This window comes from Klebsiella sp. BIGb0138, assembly GCF_004342285.1.
Lineage (GTDB): Bacteria > Pseudomonadota > Gammaproteobacteria > Enterobacterales > Enterobacteriaceae > Klebsiella.
In genome coordinates this window covers 360,698-380,743 of the sequence record NZ_SMCV01000001.1, presented here as the reverse complement: position 1 = coordinate 380,743, position 20,046 = coordinate 360,698, and the positions used below count along the sequence as shown (strand labels likewise).

Below are 20,046 nucleotides of genomic sequence, written 5' to 3'. Positions count from 1 at the left end.
ATCAAATCACCTTCGCTTCGTTTTTCAGCTTGTTCAACAGTTCATCCACGCTCCCGACACGCACGCCGGCTTCGCGTACCGGCGGCGTCTCGACCTTTAACAGCGTCGTGTGCGGGCGTAATTCAAGGCCAAACTCCGCCACCGGCAGGATGCTGAGCGGTTTCTTTTTGGCCTTCATCATGTTGGGCAGGGAGGTATAGCGCGGCTGGTTCAGGCGCAGGTCGGTAGTGACCACTGCCGGCAGCGTCAGCGACACGGTCTGCAGGCCGCCGTCAATTTCACGGGTGACGATGGCCTGACCATTCTCAACGCGCAGCTCGGCGGCAAAGGTTCCCTGCGGGTAACCGCACAGCGCGGCGAGCATTTGTCCGGTCTGGTTATTGTCGCCATCGATGGACTGTTTACCCATCAGGATTAACGACGGCTGCTCCTGTTCGACGACTTTTGCCAGCAGCTTTGCCAGATTGAGCGGTTCGAGGGGCTGGTCGGTCACGATCAGTAATCCACGGTCGGCCCCCATCGCCAGCGCGCTGCGCAGCTGTTCCTGGGCCGCTTCTTCACCGATGCTCACCACCACAATCTCACTGGCGATGCCGAGCTCTTTCAGGCGAATGGCTTCTTCAACGGCAATTTCACAGAACGGGTTGAGCGCCATTTTCGCGTTGGTCAGATCAACCTGGCTGCCATCGTTTTTTACGCGGATTTTGACGTTATGATCGACAACGCGTTTAACGGGGACGAGAACTTTCATCGTTACCTCTCGGGATGTTTACATGTCTTTCTTGCTTTAAGTAAATAACTATTTAGTTATTTATTCAACCGGTTTTTGCCCATGAAAACGAACATGGGCAGCAATTTGTGATCAGTTCGACGCGATAATCAGATCGCTGGCTTTTTCGGCGATCATAATGGTGGGCGCGTTGGTGTTGGAGCTGACCAGATCGGGCATCACCGATGAGTCCACCACGCGTAGCCCTTCAATACCGCGAACGCGTAATTGGCTATCGACCACCGACATCTCGTCGACGCCCATTTTGCAGGTGCCTACCGGGTGATAGCAGGTGCGCGCAAACTGGCGGATGTAGTTTTCCAGATCTTTATCGCTTTGCGCCTCGCCTCCCGGCATATGCTCGCGGCGAATATAGGGGGCGAAGGCGCTTTGCTGCATGATATCGCGCATCAGTTTGCAGCCTTCGATCGTCATTTTCAGATCGTAAGGATCGCTGAGGTAGTTGGGGTCGATAAGCGGGGCATCGCTGGCGTTTGCCGAGCGTAAAGAGACCCGGCCGCGACTGCGCGGACGCAGGAAATAGCTGTTAATGGTCACGCCGGAGCCGGAGGGCACCGGTTCGATACCGGCTTCCACCCCGGCGCCCGCCAGGAAGTGTATTTGTGTATCCGGATTGGCAGACTGCTTATCGACATACCAGAACGCGCCGCCTTCGACGATGTTTGAACACACCGGGCCTTTGCGGAACAGCAGATACTCCAGCCCGGCCCACAGCATCCAGTGCGTTTTCTTGTACTTGTCATAGCTCAGCGCGTTGCCGAGCTCAAAGATCAGGTCGATACCCAGGTGGTCCTGCAGGTTTTCCCCGACGCCCGGAAGATCGGCTATGACCGGAATGCCTTGTTTGCTCAGCTCAGCGGCTGCGCCAATCCCGGAAAGCTGCAGCAGTTTAGGGGAGCCAATCGCCCCGGCGCTGACGATGACTTCACGGCTGGCGTGCAGCCGCTGCGATTTGCCATCCTGATAAATCTCCACGCCAACGGCGCGCTGATTATCGATAAGCAACCGGGAAATAGAGCAGCCGGTCTTAATGGTGAGGTTGTTGCGCTGGCCTGCCTCTTTCAGATAGGCCACCGCCGCAGAACAGCGGCGGGCGTTGCGCGTGGTGGTCTGATACAGACCGCAGCCGGCCTGGGTGGCGCCGTTGAAGTCCGGGTTGTACGGCAGCCCCGCCTGCTGGCAGGCTTTACTGAAGGTTTTACTCATCAGATTGGCGCCGATCGGACTGGAGACGCCGAGCGGGCCGCCGACGCCGTGCCAGGCGTCGGAAAAGGTGTCGTTATCTTCAGATTTAATAAAATAGGGCTGAATATCGGCAAATGACCAACCGTCGCAACCTTTTTCTGCCGCCCAGCGGTCATAGTCCGCTGGCGTGCCGCGGGTAAACACTTCGGCGTTGATAGAGCTACCGCCGCCCAGTACCCGCCCCTGGGCAAACAGCAGCTCGCGGTTGCCGAGCTGGGGTTGAGGCACGGTTTTATAGCCCCAGGTCAGCGGCCCGGCGGTGAGTTTGCTAAAACCGACCGGTAAATGGATATAGGGGTTGCTGTCCTTCGGGCCTGCCTCAACCAGCAGCACTTTACAGTCGGCGTTTTCGCTTAAGCGCGATGCAAGGACGCTGCCCGCCGAACCGCCGCCAATAATAATGTAGTCGTACATGTCTGATCCTCTGCCCAAAAATCACTCAGCGAGCCATTTAGCGCGCTTGCCCAACTGGATATGTACGGATTTAATTTCGGTGTATTCATCCAGACCATAGCTGCCGCTTTCGCGCCCGATGCCGGACTGTTTAAATCCGCCGGAAGGCAGTTCCGGGCCGCCGGCGATAGTGGTGTTTACCCACAGTCTGCCCGCTTTCAGATCGCGGAATCCCTGCACCGCCTTATCCAGGTTCGAAGTCCAGATGCTGGCCGCCAGCCCGTAGCAGGTATCGTTGGCGATGCCGATCGCCTCTTCATAGCTGTCGAAGGGGGTGACGCAGAGCACCGGGCCGAAGATCTCTTCGCGGAAAATGGTCATTTCCGGGGTTACATCGTCGAAAATGGTGGGTTCGATAAACAGTCCATTACCGGTGGGAACCGCATGGCCGCCGGTGAGCAGGGTCGCACCCTCATTTTTTCCCTGTTCGATATAACCGAGCACGGTCTGATAGTGTTTCTCAGTAATAATCGCGCCAATCTGGGTGTTTTCATTCAGCGGATCGCCGCTGCGTACTTTCTGCGCGCGTTCAACCAGCTTCTGGCAGAAATCTTTATGGATAGAACGCTCCACCAGCAAACGGCTGCCGCTGACGCAGCACTGCCCGCTATTGAACAGAAAGCCAAACAGCGTACCGTCCAGCGCGGCGTCAATATCGGCGTCGGCGAAAACCACCTGCGGGTTCTTACCGCCCAGCTCCAGCCCAAGACGTTTAATATTGTTTGCCGACGCGTGCAGCGCCATCTGGCCGACGGCGGTGGAGCCGGTGAAGGAGACCATATCGATGTCGACATGCTCGGTAATCCGCTGGCCGACGAGCGAACCGCTGCCGGTGACAACGTTAAATACGCCGTCGGGCAGACCCGCCTCTTTCAGGATCCCGGCCAGCAGCAGAGTCGTACCGGACGTGATCTCAGCGGCTTTCGCCACCAGCGTACAGCCGGCGGCCAGAATATAGGGGTAGCGTTCTGCGCCAATAAAGAAAGGGAAGTTCCACGGCGTGATAACGCCGACAACACCGATAGGTTCGCGGGTCACCAGGCCCAGCATGCTGTCGCCGAGGTTATTAAAACTGTCGCCATTGACGCTGCGCGCCAGACCGGCGGCATATTCCCAGATATCGGCCGCGCCCTGGATCTCACCGCGCGACTGGGCGATGGGTTTGCCGGTTTCCAGCGTTTCCAGCAGCGCCAGCTCCGCCAGGTTCTCGCGAATGAGCTGGGCGGTTTTCAGCAATACCGCCGCGCGCGCCGCACCGCTAATGCGTGACCATTTCCCTGAATCAAAGGCGTCTCTGGCCGCCTTTACCGCGTCATCAACGTCTTCAGCGGTGCCTGCCGGGTAAGTGCTAACGACAATATCGTGGGCCGGGCTTTTACGGACAAAACTTTCGCTGCTGTGACCCGTGGTCCACTTGCCATTGATGAACATCTGAAATTGCCGTGCTTTTTCAGGCAGCAAAGGGTGGTTAACGTCTACAGGGTGAAATGTATTACTCATAATCCTCTTTCCCATCGTTCATAGCCTTGCTTACCGGTCGGTAAGAGCCAGTGCGTGATCGTTGTCATCCTGCTGGCGCCTTTTTAACGCTGACAAGATGAGTTGGTTATGATTGTATTTAACTAAATGTTTTATAATGATAATATGTTATATATATAACTATATGGTTACATATATTAGCACGCTGTTTTGGGATTGAATAAGGAAACGCCAGCCCTTGTAATGAAATTGTTAAGCGGCTAGCAGAAAGGAGATTAGCGAAAAATTTTTCTTGATTTCCGCCAATGAGTAAGGGTTAATCATCAGCCAGATCCGCAACCAAAACGATGTAATGACTAAATCAGCTTCGGAAAAAACAGTACAGGTCCGTGACCCCATTGCGACACAGAATCGGATCCTGAAAGCCGCGAAACGAGAGTTTGCGCAAAAGGGACTCGGCGGCGCACGCATTGACGTTGTCGCTGAAAAGGCAAAGTCAAATAAGCGTATGATTTATCACTATTTTGGTAGCAAGGAACAGCTTTTTCAGAAAGTTGTCGAAGACTCCTATCTTGATATTCGCGCCGCGGAAAAAAAATTAAATCTCGAAAGTCTGGAACCGCAAGAAGCGGTTGAAACGCTGGTCAGGTTCACCTGGAACTACTACCTGAAAAACCCGGAGTTTCTGACACTGGTCAACAGCGAAAACCTGCATCGTGCCGTGCACCTGAAAAAATCGGTGGCGATTAAGTCGGCGCAGAAATCGATGGTCACCCTGATGGAAGGCATTCTTCAGCGCGGCGTGGAGCAGGGCGTATTCCGGGCCGGCGTTGATGCGGAACAGCTGGTGATTACCATCGCCGCGGTCAACTATTATTACTTCAATAACAAATATACCGGCGCCATTCTGTTCGATCGCAATTTCATGGATGCTGATTCCCTTCAGCAGCGCCTTGATTTCAACGTCGAAACGATAATGCGGATACTGCAGCCCTGATATCCGCATTGCGTTGCTTATTCAGAGAGAAACCACCGCGGGGCGATCGACTTTCGGGCAGAATTGCATACGCTGCAAAATATCCTGCTCGAGGTTAACCCCGCTGACAATCGCCGCCAGTTCCACCCCTTCTTCCGTCAGTTTGAAAATGGCGCGCTCCGTGACGTACAGCACTTCCTGCCCGCGTTTTATGGCTTCCGGCCCGCTGAAAGTGATATGGCGAACCTTTTGCACCAGCTTGGGAATTTGCCCATGAGACTCAATTTGTAAACGTTCACCCTGCTGACAAACCTGCAGGCCTTTCGCTTCGAAGGTGCCGCAGAAAACGACTTTTTTGGCCCCGCAGGTAATATCAATAAAGCCGCCCGGACCGACGATGGTATCGCCAAGCTGCGAAACGTTGACGTTGCCCTCGGCGTCCATTTCGCCCATGCCGAGGAAGGTGATATCCAGCCCGCCGCCGCAAAACAGATCGAACTGATCGAGCGAGCTGACAATGGCCTGCGGATATTTTGCCGCGCCAAACAGCGCCCCGTCGAGAAGCTGGCCGTTGTGAATACCTTGTTCCACCATCTGCCAGCAGGAGTCGACCAGCGATTTCTCGGCCATGGCGGAGATCCCGCCGGGGATGCCGAACCCGTAATTGACCCGCATATTCGGTTTCAGCTCCCGTACCGCCAGTCCCGAAATCAGGCGGCGAATACCTTCCGCTGGCGCATCGAGCGGGTGCTCGTCCGGCGGGGCCATCTGCCCGGAGATGGCCGGATCGTATTCGGCAAGGTAGCTCTGCCACTGCGCCGGGCATTCAACGATATGGTCGATCATCACACCGGGAACGGTGACCTTACGGGCCGGGACAAAGTGCTCCTGAACGGTGGATTTCACCTGCGCGATAACCATCCCGCCGTTGTTGTGCGCGGCCAGGGCCACGGCATAGGTATCCAGATCCGCGGGCTCTTCGCTGGTGGAGATATTCGCCGCGACGTCCGCCTGCGATCCGTGAATCACCGCGACATCCACTTTAAACGGTTTGTAATGCAGCCAGGTTTTACCGTCGAGTTCAATACGTGAAACGATATCTTCGCAGGTGATGTCATTGCATTTTCCACCGCTGATTAGCGGGTCGACAAAAGTCCCCAGCCCGACGCTGGAAATGACCCCCGGGCGCCCGGCGCCGCTTTCGCGATACAGCGTCATGATGATGCCGGTGGGTAAACAGTAGGCTTCGATCTCATTGTCGCGGGCCATTTTTTGCAGTTCGGACGACCACGACCAGTGCCCGCCGATGATCCGTTTGACCAGCCCCGGTATGGCCAGACGTCCAAGACCGGATCCTTTGCCGTTACCGATCCCTAACGCATGAATCAGGGTGAGATTCCGCGGATGTCCGGTTTCGCGGTAGCGCGTCGCGATGGCCGCCATGACGTAATCTGACTCCAGCAGGCCGCCACCGGAGCCGGTGAAGGCAACGGTGGAGTTGTCTTTGATCAAAGCAACAGCTTCTTCGACGCTTTTCAGTTTGCCATGCATTCTCGTTATCCTCGTTGAATTCAGCACTAAAAAACTAACTAGTTAGTTACAATTGCAGAAAGTAAATGCCGGATCAATGTAATTAATGACGCTTTGTTATCCAGGTAACATTTTCACAACATTCATTTTGATATAACTATCCTGTTAGTTAATTAACTCATCAACTCCCAGGAGCACCGAGATGGTTCCATCACAGAAGAATGCGTTTGGTCGTACCGCTATTCAGGTCACCGCAATGGGCTACGGCGCCGCGCCAATCGGCAATATTTTTCGCCCCATCAGTGAACAAGAATCGGAGAACATGATCCGCCAGGCGTGGGACAGCGGTCTGCGCTATTTTGATACCGCGCCGATGTATGGCCATGGCCTGAGCGAAGCGCGGGTCGGCCACGGTTTGCGCTGGTATCCGCGCGATGAGTATGTGTTGTCCACCAAGGTCGGTCGCCTGTTGAAGCCGAAAAAACGCAGTGAAATTGATTCCGGGGTATGGGTTAATCCGCTGCCGTTTGAGGCGATCTTTGACTACTCCTATTCGGCAACCATGCGCTCGATCGAAGACAGTCTGCAGCGTATGGCGCTGGAACATATCGATATCGCGTTTATTCACGATTGCGATTTTTATACCCACGGGGAGCAGCAGCCGCACTACTTTCGCCAGGCGATGGACGGCGCGTGGCGCGCGCTGGCGCAGCTGCGCGATGAAGGCGTGATTAAAGCGGTAGGGATGGGCGTCAATGAATGGCAGGTGTGCCATGCGGCGTTGCAGGAAGCCGACTTTGACTGCTTCCTGCTGGCCGGGCGCTATACGCTGCTGGAACAGGAGGCGTTAAAAGCGTTCCTGCCGCTGTGCGAAGAGCGCAATGCGGCGGTGGTGATCGGCGGGGGATTCAACAGCGGGATTCTGGCGACCGGGGCGGTTGAGAACGCGAAATATAACTACGGCCCGGCCAGCCAGGCGATTCTGCAAAAGGTCGGCAAAATTGAAAACGTCTGCCGCGATTATCACGTCAGTCTGCCGGCGGCTGCGCTACAGTTTGTCCTGGCTCATCCGGCGGTGCCGACGATTATTCCCGGCACCCGCACGGTGGCGCAGCTGGAGAACTGTCTGGAGTGGATCGCCGCCCCGATTCCGGATGAGTTCTGGCGTACGCTGCAACAACAGGGGCTGCTGGATGAAGGGGCGCCGACGCCGGCCGACCGCAAAGCCTGAGTGACGCGGGAAAGTAAAAAAGGTGCTCATCAGGAGCACCTTTTTTTATTCTGCCGTCTTATCCGCGCGGCTAAAATCTCACTCCTCGGCAATACGCAGCTGAATTTTCAGATGCTGCGGATGAGCGAGCAGAGTGGAGAAAACCTGCTGAATATCCTCCAGCGGGTGGACGGACTCGCAGAAAGGAGCGGTAATAAAACGTTGATGACTCAGCAGATGCAGCGCCTGGTGCATATCTTCTCCCATCCCGGCCACGCTGCCCTGAATCCTTTGCTCCTTTAAAATTATCTCCAGCGGTTTAATGGCTATCTCGGTTTCCGCATCGGTTAAGCCAAAGGCCAGCAGCCGTCCGCCGGGGCGCATAAACGTCAGCGCCTGTTTATACAGCGCAGGATGACCAACGCTTTCTATCACCACGTCGGCGCCGCGTCCCTCCGTGAGCGCCTTGATCTGCTCCAGCGCGCCTTCGGGGTCGGTGATGACGCTGTCCGCTCCGCACTGTCTGGCGAGTTCGGCCCGCTGCGGATTCAGCTCTACGGCAATAATCGGCGCGGCGCCGAGCAAACGCGCCATCTGAATATGCATGTTGCCAACCGGGCCTGCGCCAATCACCACGACGGATTCAGCGACGCTGAGGCCAATTTTTTTACTGGCGCGCACCACGCAGGAGAACGGTTCGGCCAGGCAGGCTACGCTATCCGCAATCGCGTCGCCGAGCGGAATCACCAGGCGGGCCGGAATCGCCACGTACTGCGCGAACGCGCCGTGGGTATGAATGCCGAGCTGGCGGATCTCCGGGCAGTTCAGCAGTTCGTTCCGCCGGCAATAGTAGCAGTGGCCGCAGCCGATATTGATGTCGGCGACCACCCGCTGCCCCGGCGTCAGCGTCGAGACCTGGCGGCCAACGGCAACAATTTCCCCGCTGAACTCGTGGCCGGGAATTAGCGGCAGCTTATCCTGGGAGTAATGGCCATTATAGATATGGATATCCGTTCCGCAGATTGAACATCGGGTGACGCGAATCAGTACCTCGTCGTCGCCGTAGGCGGGGACCGGGACCTGGCGTATTGCGAACGTTTTAGGCGCCGTCAGCACCGCGGCCTTCATTAATTGAGGGATCATTGTCGGCTCCGGTTATTTTACCGTAGAAATTTTGGCGCGATCGATAGTCATCGCGATCGCCACAATCATCAGCACGCCGAAGAAGATCTGCTGTGCCTGCGCTTCGACGTTCAGGTAGGTCATACTGGTACGAATAACGGCCACGATGAGGGTGCCGATAAGCGTGCTCAATACGCCGCCCACGCCGCCGGTCAGCGGGGTTCCGCCTAACAGCACCGCAACGATGGCCGGCAGCAGAAACTGGTCGGCCATCGTCGGCGATGCGCCGGAAAGACGGGTCGCCAGCAGCACCCCGGCGGCCGCGGAGAACGCCCCGGCAATGGCGAAAGTGATAATCTTCACCTTGACGACCTTCACCCCGCTGGCGAGCGCTGCGGATTCACCGGCGCCAATCGCCTTCATGTGGCGCCCCAGCGCGGTGCGTCTTTCCATCAACAGGGCTACCAGCAGCAGTACCGCCGCGATAATAATTTCCATCGGCAGCGTAAAGACGGTGGTGGTCATCCAGCCAACCGTCTGGCTGCGAATATCGGCTGGGATATAAAACGCGCGTTGTCCGGATATCACCTGCCCGGTGGCATAGGCAATGCCCCCGACGGCGAGCGTGGTAATGAATGACGATATTTTGAAACGGGTATGTACCCAGCCGGAGATCGTGCCGAACAGCGCGCCGACGAGCAGGGTGAGCGGAATCGCCAGCGCGCCAATTTGCGACAACAGAATGACCAGCACCACCGTCGACATACTGGCAATCGACTGGGCGGATAAATCGATGCCGCCGATATAAATCACAAAGGTCATGCCAATGGCCATAATAAACAGCGTCGACGCATCCTGCAGCAGCTGGAATATATTGTCGGGTTTAAGAAAATCCGGGTTATACAGGCTGACTAAGGCGACTAATACCACCAGGGTCAGAATGGGTAAATAGCGCGTAATTTTTTCACGCCCGGTTAACGGCGGCCGCGTCGGGCTGCCGGTGTTATTTTTTGTCGGCACTGCTAATAAATCAGAACGGGTGATTTTCATGGAGATTTGCCTTAATAACCTAGACGAAGTGCTGCAATAATTCATATTGCTCCGGACGCTTCTCTTCACAGCCGGTAAACTGATAGCGCAGTTTGCCGTCCTTAAAAATAGCGATGGTATGGGCGAGACCGATGGCCTCTTCCAGAGAATCGGCGATCAAAATCACGCCGCATTGCTCATCGGTGAAGTCGCGTACTAAGTCATAGACATCCTCTTTGGCGCCGATATCGAGGCCGCGGGTAGGGTGGTCGAGGAGGATGATTTTCGCCTCTGCGGTTCGCCATTTAGACAGCACCACCTTTTGCTGATTGCCGCCGGAGAGCTTGCCGCACTGCGTATCAATACTGGCGGTTTTTATCGACAGCTTTTTAACCCACTCATTGGCCAGCTGGCGCTCGTGATGGACCTGCAGCAGCCCGGCGCGGGAATAGTCCTGCAGGTTGGCGAGAGTGATGTTTTCCACGACCGACATCCCTTCGACGATGCCTTCGATTTTGCGCTCGCGCGGGATATATCCCACCCCTTCGGCGATGCTGTGCGTGGGGCTGAATTTGCGTACCGGTCTGCCGTTGAGAATCACCTCTCCCTGCTCGGGCTGCAGCAAACCGAAGATCGTGCGGATGATCTCCTCGGTGCCCGCCCCCTCGGTGCCAACCAGCGCCAGCACTTCACCGGCGTGCAGCGACAGCGAGACATTGTGATAGTGGCCCGGCAATGAGATATTTTTTAACTCGACCAGGGTGGTGGCTTTATGGATGCCGTGTTTGCGATGCTCGCGGTAGTAGCGTTCATCGATATCCCGGCCGACCATCTGGCGCTGAATATTCACCACATCAAACCGGTCGCGGGTGAGCATATCCATGACCTGTCCGTCCTTCATCACATAGATGCGATCGGACAGGGTCATCACTTCATCGAGACGATGTGACACGAAAATAAAAGAGGCCCGGCTTTTCAGCTCCCTGACCAGCGCAAACAGCAGCTCGATCTCCTGAGCAGGTAACACCGAGGTCGGCTCATCAAGCAGAATAATTAAATGGCCGCTGCTTCTCTCTTCGAGAGTTAAGACTTTCGCCAGCTCCACCAGCTGACGCTGGGTAAATGAAAGCTCGGAGGTCATTGTTTTCGGGTCGATATCCAGTTTGACCTTCGCCAGCTGCTTTCTCGCCGCCGCCGCCATCTTTTTCCAGTTGATAACGCCAAATTTTTTAAACGGCTGTTCAAAGCCGAGGAAAATATTTTCCATCACGCTCAGGTTGGAAATCAGCGACTGCTCCTGAAAGACCATTCCAATACCCTGCATCATGGCATCGCGCGGCGAACGAAATACCACCGGCTGACCATTAATCAGCACCTCGCCTTTATCGTGCTGGTACGCGCCGTAAATAATTTTCATCAGGGTGGATTTTCCGGCGCCGTTTTCACCGACCAATCCGACAATTTCTCCGGGATTAATTTGCAGATTAATATTTTGTAGGGCCAGAACGCCCGGGAATGATTTACCAACATTTTTGAATTCAAGCATAATCGTCACTTCACTATTTGCAGACGTTTACGATTAGTGACTAATGCCACCGAGATGATAACTAACGCGCCCAAAACGCCCTGTTGGATATAGGTCGGGAAGCCGACCAGCACCATGCCATTGTTAATCACGTTGATAATCAGCACGCCGATCAGGCTTTGCCACACTCCGCCGTTGCCGCCCATTAAGGAGGTGCCGCCGACGACCACGGAGGTGATGGCGATAAAGGTATAACCGTCGCCCAGGTTGCTGGCTACCGAGCCCAGGCGGGCTACCGCAAAGACGGCGCCCAGTCCGTAAAAGACCCCGGCTAGCGCAAAACCGAGCACGCGAATACGTTTTACCGACAGGCCGGAAGCGTAGGCCAGATGCTCGCCGCCGCCGACCGCATAAAAATTACGTCCCAGCGCGGTATAGCGTTGAATAAACCAGGCAAGCAGCAGGGCCGCCCCGGCGAGATAGACCATCAGCGGAAAATCAAAAATACGCTCGGTCAGCAGCAGCCTGAATACCGGGTCGGGCAGGGGAATACGTTCGCCGCCGGTAATCACCATCGTGACGCCAATCAGGCTAAAACCGATTCCCAGGCTGACCAGGAAGGAGGGGATTTTAAGTTTGACATGAATAAGACCATTGATCAGCCCGCAGGCCGCCGAAATAAGAATCGCTGCGGGAATCGCTAAATAGCCGAGTTCGTTAAAGCCGCCCAGTTTCACCATGATGATTGCCAGCATCGAGCCGCAGAAAGCCATGATGCCTTCAATTGACAGATCGATCGAACCCATAATGATGATAAACGTCACGCCAATGGCGATCATTAACGGCGCGGCGCTGGCGGTCAGTAAACGCGAGAAATTACGCACGGATAAAAATCCGGGGTAAATAACGCTGATGATGGTGCACAGCAGTAGCAGCACCATCAGCGGCGCCCATTTGCGCAAAAACTCTTTATAGCTGGAATGTGATGACATGTTCGACCTTCACTCATTGAATTTATGACGTCTTCATCGAGAATAAATATCCGCAGAAGGGGAAAACTATAATTTGCGATACTGGATGGGGCCTTTCGACGCCTGCCAGAAATTATTCCAGTCGACCACCGGCGTATTCACGATATTCTCCTGATACCACTTCTGCGCGTCGTCTTTGGTTATCATGATTGTCGGGCCGTAAAATTCGCGATGCTCATGCGGTTCGGCGGAGGGTTTAAAGCTGCCGAGAGCCGCATGGTGCGCCAGGGAAAGCGCAATCCCGCCAGCCCAGTAGGGGTCGGTGCTTACGGTGCAGAGTATTTCGCCGCTGATACACAGCTTGACGGCGTCCGGGGTACCGTCGTAGGAGACGATCGGAATTTGCCCCGCCAGACCTTCGGCGCGCAGCGCTTCAATAATGCCCAGGGTCATGCTGTCGTTGGAGGAGAAGATACCTTTGATATCATCCCCGAAGCGGGTGAGCATCGTCGACATCATGTCGTTGGCTTTCGAGGTACTCCAGTCCGCATCCTGCCAGTCCAGCAGCTCGATATCCGGATTTTCCTTCAGCTTGTGCATCAGCCCCGCTTTGCGTTCGATCGCCGGGACGTTAGAAGCGATGCCGCCGAGTCCGACAATCCCGCCTTTTTTGCCCATCGCGTCAAACAGCAGCTGCGCGCACTGTTGGGCCGGTTCGAAATCAGACCAGCTGATGTGGGCTACGTAGTTGTCACCAAAATCCCAGGGGTGCAGATCGTCGGTTTTGTTCCAGATGGTGGTAATAAACGCGCCGCGCTGCTGACAGGCCGTCACCACCGCCCGGGCGTTAGGGGCGTCGTTAGGATCGCAGCCAATCGCCAGTTTCCCTTCGGTTTTCGAGAGCAGGGCTTTGATATCAGAGAGCACCTTCTCGTTATTGCCGCCGTTAATCAGGCTCACCATCGGCGAGTTTTGTGTCTTTGCATAAGATTGCCCGCCGGCGGCAATCGCGTTCCAGTAGGAGTTATCAGGGTCGCGGTAGCCCCAGGCCAGAGTGAAATTAGCCCCTTCGGCAGCCATGGCTTTCGAGAGTGGGCTGATAAGCGGGAGCGCAGCCATGCCGCCGATGCCAAGGGCGCTTTTCAGCAGGAATTCACGTCGGCTAATCACGCTTTGTTCAACGAATTTTTTAATAAATGACATAGCGATATTTCCTGTCTTTCGGTTCACATGGAGGATCGTTTCTGGTGAAAAACACGTAACATGTAAATAACTAATTACTTACAAGTTGACGATATATCATCCAGGGATGTAATTGGCAATGAAGGGGGATTCTATCGCCTGGCCTGGCGTTTTTACCCGGCGAAAATCCATATTACTCTTTGTTTTTAATGGCTATTTTAAAACGGGGTATCTGTAGCGAAGTCAGCGTTGATGTACCGGGATTTTGGTGGTCGTTTTATTCTATCGTTATGATTAAAAACTACTTTTTTGTATTTTTTCTGCCTGGGGTGTTTTGCTTGCGTTTGGGAGATCAGTCACAAAGATTTTGCTGACGAACTTTCCCCCGGCAGCCACAGTCTGCAGAGATCGCATATTTGCTATTTGTAAGTAACTATTTATTTACAAGTGGCGAATGGCGTCGCTATGATTTCCTCGTATGCTCAACTAACAATGGGACGAAAAAAATGACGGTTAAAGCACGACAGGTCGCGTTTATCACCGGTGGGGCTCGCGGTATTGGTTTTGAGATTGCCGCGAAGCTGGCCCAGGCCGGTTTTGATATTGCGTTGAATGATTATCAGGATTCCGTAACGCTGCAGGCCTCCGTAGCGCGGCTAAAAGCCTGGGGCGTTAATGCGGTTGCGGTCCCGGGGGACGTGGCGGATATCAGCCTGCATGACAGAATGCTGGCGCGGGCGGAAAATGACCTTGGGCCGTTGACGACCTTCGTCAATAACGCCGGCGTCTCGGTGACCAGCCGCGGCGACCTCCTCGACGTGACGCCGGAAAGCTACGATCGCTGCCAGGCGGTTAACGCCCGCGCCACGTTCTTCCTCTGCCAGGCTTTTGCCCGGCGTCTGCTTGCCCGCACCTGCTTACCCGAACTGCACTACAGCCTGATCGTGGTCTCTTCTTCGAACGCCTCCGCGGCCTCCATCAATCGGGGCGAGTACTGCGTGTCGAAGGCCGGGGCCGCGATGGTGGCGAAACTGTTTGCCGCACGTCTCGCCGCGGCGGGGATACAGGTTTTTGATATTCAGCCGGGGCTGATTGTCACCGAAATGACCCAGCCTTCGCTGGCCATGTATCAACAGCGCGTCGATGAAGGCTTAACCCTGCTGCCGGAGCTGGGGACCCCCGCGCAAATTGGCACGATAGTGACCACCCTTGCCAGCGGAGGAATGCCCTATTTGACCGGTCAGGTGATTAGCGCCGATGGCGGAATGTTGGTTCCCCGTTTCTGATTTAAGCAGGTAAATTGCGATGAAAATAATTATTGCTCCTGACTCCTTTAAAGAGAGCCTGTCCGCCAGCGCCGTGGCCGATGCGATCGAACGGGGTCTGCGCAGAGCGCTGCCTGATGCGGAATATGTGAAACTGCCAATCGCCGATGGCGGCGAAGGGACGGTTGACGCGCTGATTAACGCGACTTCCGGCCAGCAGATATCCGTTGCGGTAACCGGGCCGATGGGGACGCCGGTGCAGGGCTTTTTTGGTTTGCTGGGGGATGGGAAAACGGCGGTCATTGAAGTGGCGGCCGCCTGCGGTTTGCAGTGGGTGGCACCGCAAGACCGGGATCCGCTAATCGCGACCAGCTATGGGGTCGGAGAGCTTATCAGGGCGGCGTTGGACCGCGACGTCAATAAAATCATTATTGGTCTGGGCGGCAGCGCCACGAATGAGTGTGGGATCGGCATGCTGCAGGCGCTGGGCTGTCGCTGTACCAACGCCGCCGGGGAAGAGGTTCCCCGGGGGGCTGGAGGGCTGGATGAGCTGGCTAATATCGATCTCTCCGGTCTCGATCCGCGATTAGCCGGGGTGACGCTTCTGCTGGCCTGCGATGTGAACAATCTGCTGCTCGGCGAGCAGGGCGCTACTGCGGTTTTTGGCCCGCAAAAAGGGGTCACCGCGCAGACGGCGGTGAGGATTGAAAACAATCTCGCCCGGGTCGCCAGCGTTATTAAGGCCCGCTCCGGAACGGATATCGCCAGCCTGAAGGGCGGCGGTGCTGCCGGCGGGATGGGCGCCACGCTACAGGGAGTGCTGCACGCCGGGATGTCCAGCGGGATCGATCTTGTGCTTAACACTCTGGATTTCGATGCGCAGGTATGCGATGCCGATCTGGTCATTACCGGCGAAGGGCGCCTTGATGCGCAAACCAGCAGCGGTAAGGGGCCTGCCGGCGTGATCGGCCGTGCGCACGCCCACGGTTGCCCAAGTATTGCGCTGGCCGGGTCGCTCGGCAGCGGTTATGAAGCGCTGTACTCACTCGGTCTCAGCTCGGCGTTTTCGCTGGTGCCGGGCATTATCTCCTACGAGCGCGCGCTGCGTGAAGCCGCCAGCCTGCTGGAATCGACGGCGTTTAATATTGCCTCGCTCTGGCAGCTGGCCGCGAACCAACCGCGTCGCCGCGAAAGCCGTCCTTTGAGGAAAGAGAGATGAATATTCTTTACCGTCCGGCGTTTATCCGCGGTTTTGGCACCTATAAACTGCGCGGAGAGAGATTAATTACCGCCTTAGAATCTGCCCTGAACGTGGGCTATAGGGCGATCGATACCGCGCAGATGTACGAAAATGAACAGGAGATTGGACACGTTCTGCGCCATCATCCCGTTGCCCGCGGCGAGCTTTGCATTACCACAAAAGTGCTGCCGGCGAACTACCCCGGTGACCGGTTTATGGTTTCGCTGGCGCAAAGCCTGGCGGCGTTGAATGTTGAACAGGTGGATGTGCTGCTGCTGCATAGCCCGCCAAAGCAGGATTTCAGCGCCACGTTGCGTTTGCTGGAACAGGCGCAGCGGCAGGGGCTGGCGAGATTTATCGGCTTGAGCAATTTCTCGGCGGAGCAGATGCTACGGGCGCGTGACGCCATCGCGACGCCGCTGGTTGTCAACCAGGTGGAGTTCCATCCGCTGCTGGATCAACGCGACTTGCTGCAGGCCGCTGTCGCGACGCAGATCCCGCTGTCATCATACTGTTCGATAGCCCGGGGAGAAGCACTTAAATATGGGATCATTCAGCAGCTTGCGGAATATTATGCCCGGACGCCGGCGCAAATTATTCTGCGCTGGATTTTACAGTCGGGCCTGCAGTCGAACACCATGTCCTCTGACCCGCAGAGAATTGCGGAGAACTTCGCGATCCTTGATTTCACCCTCTCCCATATCCATATGCAGCAGATAGCCGAATTAAAAAGCGCCAACTTCCGCGTTGTGGCGCTGTAAGTCTTTTAACTACCGGTCGGTGTCTGGCGGGGCAGGAGAGCATCTCCTTCCCCGCCAGGGTTTATTTCGACAACGTGACCGCGCCGGATGCCGGCGGGCGGCTAAGACGTGAAACCTGATTATTTCCCCACAGCTGCTGATAGCTAAAGCCGGTAATCTCCTCGAGAATACGCTGGTTTTGTTGGCTGGCGGGCGCTAATGGCCCACCGGCGAGGCGCATTCTGTCGCATTCCTCGCGTAGTATCGCATGCGTTTTGATATTCAGCGTGAAGCGGCGCGACACAAGGTAGCCGGCGAGCAGCAGCAGCGTGGTGCCGAGGCTCAGAACCGCCAGGATAACGTAATGCACCGATTCCGGCTGCTGCGGCTGTCCTGGGTTAAAATGCGCCAGCTGCAGCAGAACGCCGACGAGCATCACCGCCACCGCCTGTGACGCTTTGCGCGTCATGGTCATGACCCCGGCGAAAATCCCTTCACGCCGCAGACCGGTGATCGCTTCGTCGACGTCGGCCATGTAGGTGTAAGTGTTCCACGGGATATAGTTAATCCCCCCGCGGCCAAAGCCTGCCACCGCCGAGACCAGCATCAATACGGCAAGATGAGTGAAATCCCCGAGCCATAAAAACCCGTAGGTCAGACAGGCAAGCGCGAAAAAGCCCACCGCCAGACGATAGGCCGGAGCGGGGCCCCAGTGAATACAAAGTGGGATCATGCAGAGCACGGCGATCAGCTGCATGATGGACATGATGCCGAGCAGTTCAGATGAGACGGTGGCGGTCTGGAACAGGACATAAATGACGTAGTAGGTGAAAACGGCATTAAACACGTCCTGAGCGATAAACCCGCCGAGATACATCCCCAGATGGGTGCGGAAGGCCTTAACTTTAAGAGTGGAAAGCGCGTCGCTGAAAAAACGCTTGAGTAAAGACCCGGATGCGGCAGGCGGCTCCTGCGGCTCAACGCTGCGCTCTCTTTCCCAGGTATGGCAATACACCAGTGTCAGGGCGATGGCGCAGATGATGGCAATCACCAGGCCGGCATAGAAGAAGGCGTTGGGATTATCTTTTCCATACCAGCCAAAAAACAGGGCGGGCAGATATGCCGTGATGATGTACGACAGCTGGGCGAAGGAGATTCTCGCCCCGGAGAAGCGGGTCTTCTTTTTGAAATCATCGGTCATTTCCGGAACCAGAGTTTCGTAGGGCACCAGGACCATGCTGTAGACCAGTTCGAAGACCAGGTAGGTGAGCAGGTAATAGAGATAACCCATATCGCTGACCCAGATAAAGCAGTAGGAAAAGACGGCGGGGATGCCTAACAGAATAAAGAATTTGCGGCGGCCAAACTTTTTCCCCAGAAATGTGTGGCCAAAGTTGTCGGTAATATAGCCCATTAGCGGACTGGCGATGGCATCAAAGACTCGCGCAATGGCGAAGATAGATGCGGCTTCAACCGCGCTCAGGTGACAGAAATTGGTATAAAAGAACAGCAGCCAGGCACCGGTGAGCGCCGTCGTCCCCATACCAAAAAAATCCCCTGAACCGTAGGTGAGATAGTGCTTTAACGTGATTTTTCTTGTCATGATATACGCCTGTTATCTGAGTAACGAGTTCGCAGTACCATAGTTCACTGATAATAAAAAGTAACCAACTTGTTAGTTACTTTTGATCGTGGATCACATTTCATTAACCACCGCTCACCCCGGCATCGGTCGCAGGGGAAGGTGCGCTGTACCGCGTCAGTGGGCCGCCAGCGTCGATGGCATGCGGATAGAGGCACTCCCGCGCTCCGCACGGCACCGTCAGGTAACAAACCTCGCCAGCTGCTTTCCGCCGCGTATTGCAGCAACGGGGCGAAAAAGGATTGCACATCCTGGTCGACTAACCGGACATCGCCCGTTCTACAGACTGAATTGTACGACTTTCCTCGATCATCAATGCTTCTCTCTGTCGCCGATCCCGGCGCTCAATGGCGAGATAGATACCGGGCCGCATGATGAACAAAACATACCGGCGGCACAATACGTCGTATTGCCACCCGCTCTCCTGTAGCGCCGGTCTTTTTGTGTAATTGAAAATGATATTGCTAACCATTATCATCGTGGCGCAATGTGAATAAGGCTTATCCGCCAGAGAGATACGGGAAAAACAGGTGAAGAGAGAGCGTCAACAGGGGAATGGGCATCAGTCCCGAAACAGAGTTCAGCGCGTCGCGTTGTTTTGCATGCTCTCCTGTGTGGCGCTGCTGTACGCCGGGGAGAGCGCGGCGAAACCGGATATGAAGCCGCTGGGGCCGAATATTGCCGATCGCGGGTCTGCGGTTTATCACTTCAGCGTGCATCAGTTTGACTCTGCGGATGGCAAAAGACACTACCGGGTCTGGACCGGCGTACCGGACGCATCGCCGCCGCCATCGGGCTATCCGGTCCTGTATATGCTGGACGGTAACGCGCTGATGGACCGCTTGACGGATTCGCTACTTAGCCAACTCCGGCAAAAAACGCCGCCGGTGATCGTGGCGATTGGCTACCAGACGCCGCTGCCCTTCGACACTCACGCCAGAGCCTATGACTATACGCCCGCGGTGCAGCAGCGCGGGGCCGTAGTCGTCGGGCACTATGCGCGCGAGGGCGGCGGCAGCGCGACGTTCCGCCAGCTGCTGGAAGGGCGCATCGCTCCCGCGGTAGAAAAAAATATTCAAATCGACCCGAATAAACGGGGCATCTGGGGGCACTCCTTCGGCGGTCTGTTCGTGCTGGACAGCTGGTTAACCTCCTCTTTTTTCCACTTTTATTACGCGGCCAGCCCTTCGCTGGGCAGAGATAATTTCGCTCTGCTGGCAAGAATGGCATCGCTTAATCAACAGGGGGGCTGTAACAAGCAGCTCTATCTGATGGAGGGCGACGATCCGTCGGGAAGAAGCGCCGTCGCCGGCGCGAGCGATGTGCTGAGCAGGGTGCGCAAGACGGTATCCGCCCTGAGCGCAGACGGACTGGCAGCGACCTACTGGCATTATCCTGGGCTCACGCACGGGCCGATGTTTAATGCCTCCTTCCAGAGCGCTTTACTGCATATCGCTGCGGCCGATGAGAACAGCGAAAAAAAGTGTCAACACCGGTAGCATAAACGGTTGACGCCGCGAGGCGTACATCCTGGCGCGTTGTCGGTGAGGGGGCGGCGGCGCGATATTTCAGGCGCGTCGCGGAGGCGGTTTGTACCAGCGGGGATTTCCCTGCCGTGGCAGGAGCGCCTGTTTTGCTGACAGTAGA

General features: G+C 55.9%; 16 protein-coding genes. 6 read left to right on the top strand and 10 right to left on the bottom strand.

Features of this window, described 5'->3' with window-relative positions; translation table 11 throughout:
- Position 1 precedes the first annotated feature (1 nt).
- The 3 genes from EDF73_RS01905 to EDF73_RS01895 form a co-directional block, all read right to left on the bottom strand.
- Entirely contained in the window at positions 2-751 is a 750-nt protein-coding gene (locus EDF73_RS01905; protein WP_132725126.1) for an electron transfer flavoprotein subunit beta/FixA family protein, read from the bottom strand.
- A gap of 111 nt (positions 752-862) precedes the next feature.
- Complete coding sequence (locus tag EDF73_RS01900) at positions 863-2,449, bottom strand: GMC family oxidoreductase N-terminal domain-containing protein (RefSeq protein ID WP_132725124.1); 1,587 nt, start codon at positions 2,447-2,449, stop codon at positions 863-865.
- A 21-nt stretch (positions 2,450-2,470) separates the two neighbouring features.
- Entirely contained in the window at positions 2,471-3,988 is a 1,518-nt protein-coding gene (locus EDF73_RS01895) for an aldehyde dehydrogenase family protein (protein ID WP_132725122.1), read from the bottom strand.
- 331 nt (positions 3,989-4,319) lie between these two features.
- Here EDF73_RS01895 and EDF73_RS01890 point away from each other — a divergent pair, with 331 nt between their 5' ends.
- Positions 4,320-4,964 (top strand): TetR/AcrR family transcriptional regulator, encoded by a 645-nt coding sequence (locus tag EDF73_RS01890; protein ID WP_132725120.1) that lies wholly within the window; start codon positions 4,320-4,322, stop codon positions 4,962-4,964.
- Between the two features lie 21 nt (positions 4,965-4,985).
- On the opposite strand, the gene EDF73_RS01885 is transcribed toward EDF73_RS01890, so the two are convergent.
- Positions 4,986-6,494: a CoA-transferase gene (locus EDF73_RS01885; protein WP_132725118.1), complete on the bottom strand. Its 1,509-nt coding sequence runs from the start codon at positions 6,492-6,494 to the stop codon at positions 4,986-4,988.
- Positions 6,495-6,675: 181 nt separating this feature from the next.
- Between EDF73_RS01885 and EDF73_RS01880 the strand changes: the two genes are divergently transcribed.
- Positions 6,676-7,704 (top strand): aldo/keto reductase, encoded by a 1,029-nt coding sequence (locus EDF73_RS01880; RefSeq protein WP_132725116.1) that lies wholly within the window; start codon positions 6,676-6,678, stop codon positions 7,702-7,704.
- A 78-nt stretch (positions 7,705-7,782) separates the two neighbouring features.
- Here the strand turns inward: EDF73_RS01880 and EDF73_RS01875 are convergent, their stop codons facing one another.
- From EDF73_RS01875 to EDF73_RS01855, 5 genes are all read right to left on the bottom strand, one after another.
- Complete coding sequence (locus EDF73_RS01875; protein ID WP_132725114.1) at positions 7,783-8,826, bottom strand: alcohol dehydrogenase catalytic domain-containing protein; 1,044 nt, start codon at positions 8,824-8,826, stop codon at positions 7,783-7,785.
- A 12-nt stretch (positions 8,827-8,838) separates the two neighbouring features.
- The gene (locus EDF73_RS01870) at positions 8,839-9,855 is read right to left on the bottom strand and encodes an ABC transporter permease (RefSeq protein ID WP_132725112.1); all 1,017 of its coding nucleotides are present in this window, start codon (positions 9,853-9,855) and stop codon (positions 8,839-8,841) included.
- Positions 9,856-9,874: 19 nt separating this feature from the next.
- Positions 9,875-11,380 carry a sugar ABC transporter ATP-binding protein gene (locus tag EDF73_RS01865; RefSeq protein WP_132725110.1) on the bottom strand — a complete coding sequence of 502 codons (1,506 nt, stop codon included), beginning with the start codon at positions 11,378-11,380 and terminating at the stop codon, positions 9,875-9,877.
- Between the two features lie 5 nt (positions 11,381-11,385).
- A complete protein-coding gene (locus tag EDF73_RS01860; protein WP_132725108.1) occupies positions 11,386-12,351 on the bottom strand; it encodes an ABC transporter permease in 966 nt (321 codons plus the stop codon).
- Between the two features lie 66 nt (positions 12,352-12,417).
- The gene (locus EDF73_RS01855; RefSeq protein ID WP_132725106.1) at positions 12,418-13,533 is read right to left on the bottom strand and encodes a sugar ABC transporter substrate-binding protein; all 1,116 of its coding nucleotides are present in this window, start codon (positions 13,531-13,533) and stop codon (positions 12,418-12,420) included.
- Between the two features lie 485 nt (positions 13,534-14,018).
- Here EDF73_RS01855 and EDF73_RS01850 point away from each other — a divergent pair, with 485 nt between their 5' ends.
- From EDF73_RS01850 to EDF73_RS01840, 3 genes are read left to right on the top strand one after another with little or no spacing between them, the layout of a single operon-like run.
- On the top strand, positions 14,019-14,798 hold the full coding sequence (locus EDF73_RS01850) for a 3-ketoacyl-ACP reductase (RefSeq protein WP_132725104.1): 780 nt from the start codon (positions 14,019-14,021) through the stop codon (positions 14,796-14,798).
- A gap of 19 nt (positions 14,799-14,817) precedes the next feature.
- Complete coding sequence (locus EDF73_RS01845) at positions 14,818-15,996, top strand: glycerate kinase (protein ID WP_132725102.1); 1,179 nt, start codon at positions 14,818-14,820, stop codon at positions 15,994-15,996.
- Positions 15,993-16,778 (top strand): aldo/keto reductase, encoded by a 786-nt coding sequence (locus EDF73_RS01840; protein ID WP_132725100.1) that lies wholly within the window; start codon positions 15,993-15,995, stop codon positions 16,776-16,778. Before EDF73_RS01845 ends, EDF73_RS01840 begins: the two co-directional genes overlap by 4 nt.
- A gap of 61 nt (positions 16,779-16,839) precedes the next feature.
- Here EDF73_RS01840 and EDF73_RS01835 read toward each other — a convergent pair whose 3' ends face one another.
- Positions 16,840-18,360 carry an MFS transporter gene (locus EDF73_RS01835; protein ID WP_132725098.1) on the bottom strand — a complete coding sequence of 507 codons (1,521 nt, stop codon included), beginning with the start codon at positions 18,358-18,360 and terminating at the stop codon, positions 16,840-16,842.
- Positions 18,361-19,001: 641 nt separating this feature from the next.
- Here EDF73_RS01835 and EDF73_RS01825 point away from each other — a divergent pair.
- Complete coding sequence (locus EDF73_RS01825; RefSeq protein ID WP_132726255.1) at positions 19,002-19,898, top strand: alpha/beta hydrolase; 897 nt, start codon at positions 19,002-19,004, stop codon at positions 19,896-19,898.
- Positions 19,899-20,046: the final 148 nt, after the last annotated feature.

Bases quoted from the DNA above. Each gene is read 5' to 3' on its own strand.
- EDF73_RS01905 (WP_132725126.1), bottom strand. From the start codon at position 751: ATGAAAGTTCTCGTCCCCGTTAAACGCGTTGTCGATCATAACGTCAAA.
- EDF73_RS01890 (WP_132725120.1), top strand. From the start codon at position 4,320: ATGACTAAATCAGCTTCGGAAAAAACAGTACAGGTCCGTGACCCCATT.
- EDF73_RS01895 (WP_132725122.1), bottom strand. From the start codon at position 3,988: ATGAGTAATACATTTCACCCTGTAGACGTTAACCACCCTTTGCTGCCT.
- EDF73_RS01845 (WP_132725102.1), top strand. From the start codon at position 14,818: ATGAAAATAATTATTGCTCCTGACTCCTTTAAAGAGAGCCTGTCCGCC.
- EDF73_RS01825 (WP_132726255.1), top strand. From the start codon at position 19,002: ATGCTCTCCTGTGTGGCGCTGCTGTACGCCGGGGAGAGCGCGGCGAAA.
- EDF73_RS01880 (WP_132725116.1), top strand. From the start codon at position 6,676: ATGGTTCCATCACAGAAGAATGCGTTTGGTCGTACCGCTATTCAGGTC.
- EDF73_RS01865 (WP_132725110.1), bottom strand. From the start codon at position 11,380: ATGCTTGAATTCAAAAATGTTGGTAAATCATTCCCGGGCGTTCTGGCC.
- EDF73_RS01835 (WP_132725098.1), bottom strand. From the start codon at position 18,360: ATGACAAGAAAAATCACGTTAAAGCACTATCTCACCTACGGTTCAGGG.
- EDF73_RS01900 (WP_132725124.1), bottom strand. From the start codon at position 2,449: ATGTACGACTACATTATTATTGGCGGCGGTTCGGCGGGCAGCGTCCTT.
- EDF73_RS01840 (WP_132725100.1), top strand. From the start codon at position 15,993: ATGAATATTCTTTACCGTCCGGCGTTTATCCGCGGTTTTGGCACCTAT.
- EDF73_RS01850 (WP_132725104.1), top strand. From the start codon at position 14,019: ATGACGGTTAAAGCACGACAGGTCGCGTTTATCACCGGTGGGGCTCGC.
- EDF73_RS01860 (WP_132725108.1), bottom strand. From the start codon at position 12,351: ATGTCATCACATTCCAGCTATAAAGAGTTTTTGCGCAAATGGGCGCCG.
- EDF73_RS01875 (WP_132725114.1), bottom strand. From the start codon at position 8,826: ATGATCCCTCAATTAATGAAGGCCGCGGTGCTGACGGCGCCTAAAACG.
- EDF73_RS01855 (WP_132725106.1), bottom strand. From the start codon at position 13,533: ATGTCATTTATTAAAAAATTCGTTGAACAAAGCGTGATTAGCCGACGT.
- EDF73_RS01885 (WP_132725118.1), bottom strand. From the start codon at position 6,494: ATGCATGGCAAACTGAAAAGCGTCGAAGAAGCTGTTGCTTTGATCAAA.
- EDF73_RS01870 (WP_132725112.1), bottom strand. From the start codon at position 9,855: ATGAAAATCACCCGTTCTGATTTATTAGCAGTGCCGACAAAAAATAAC.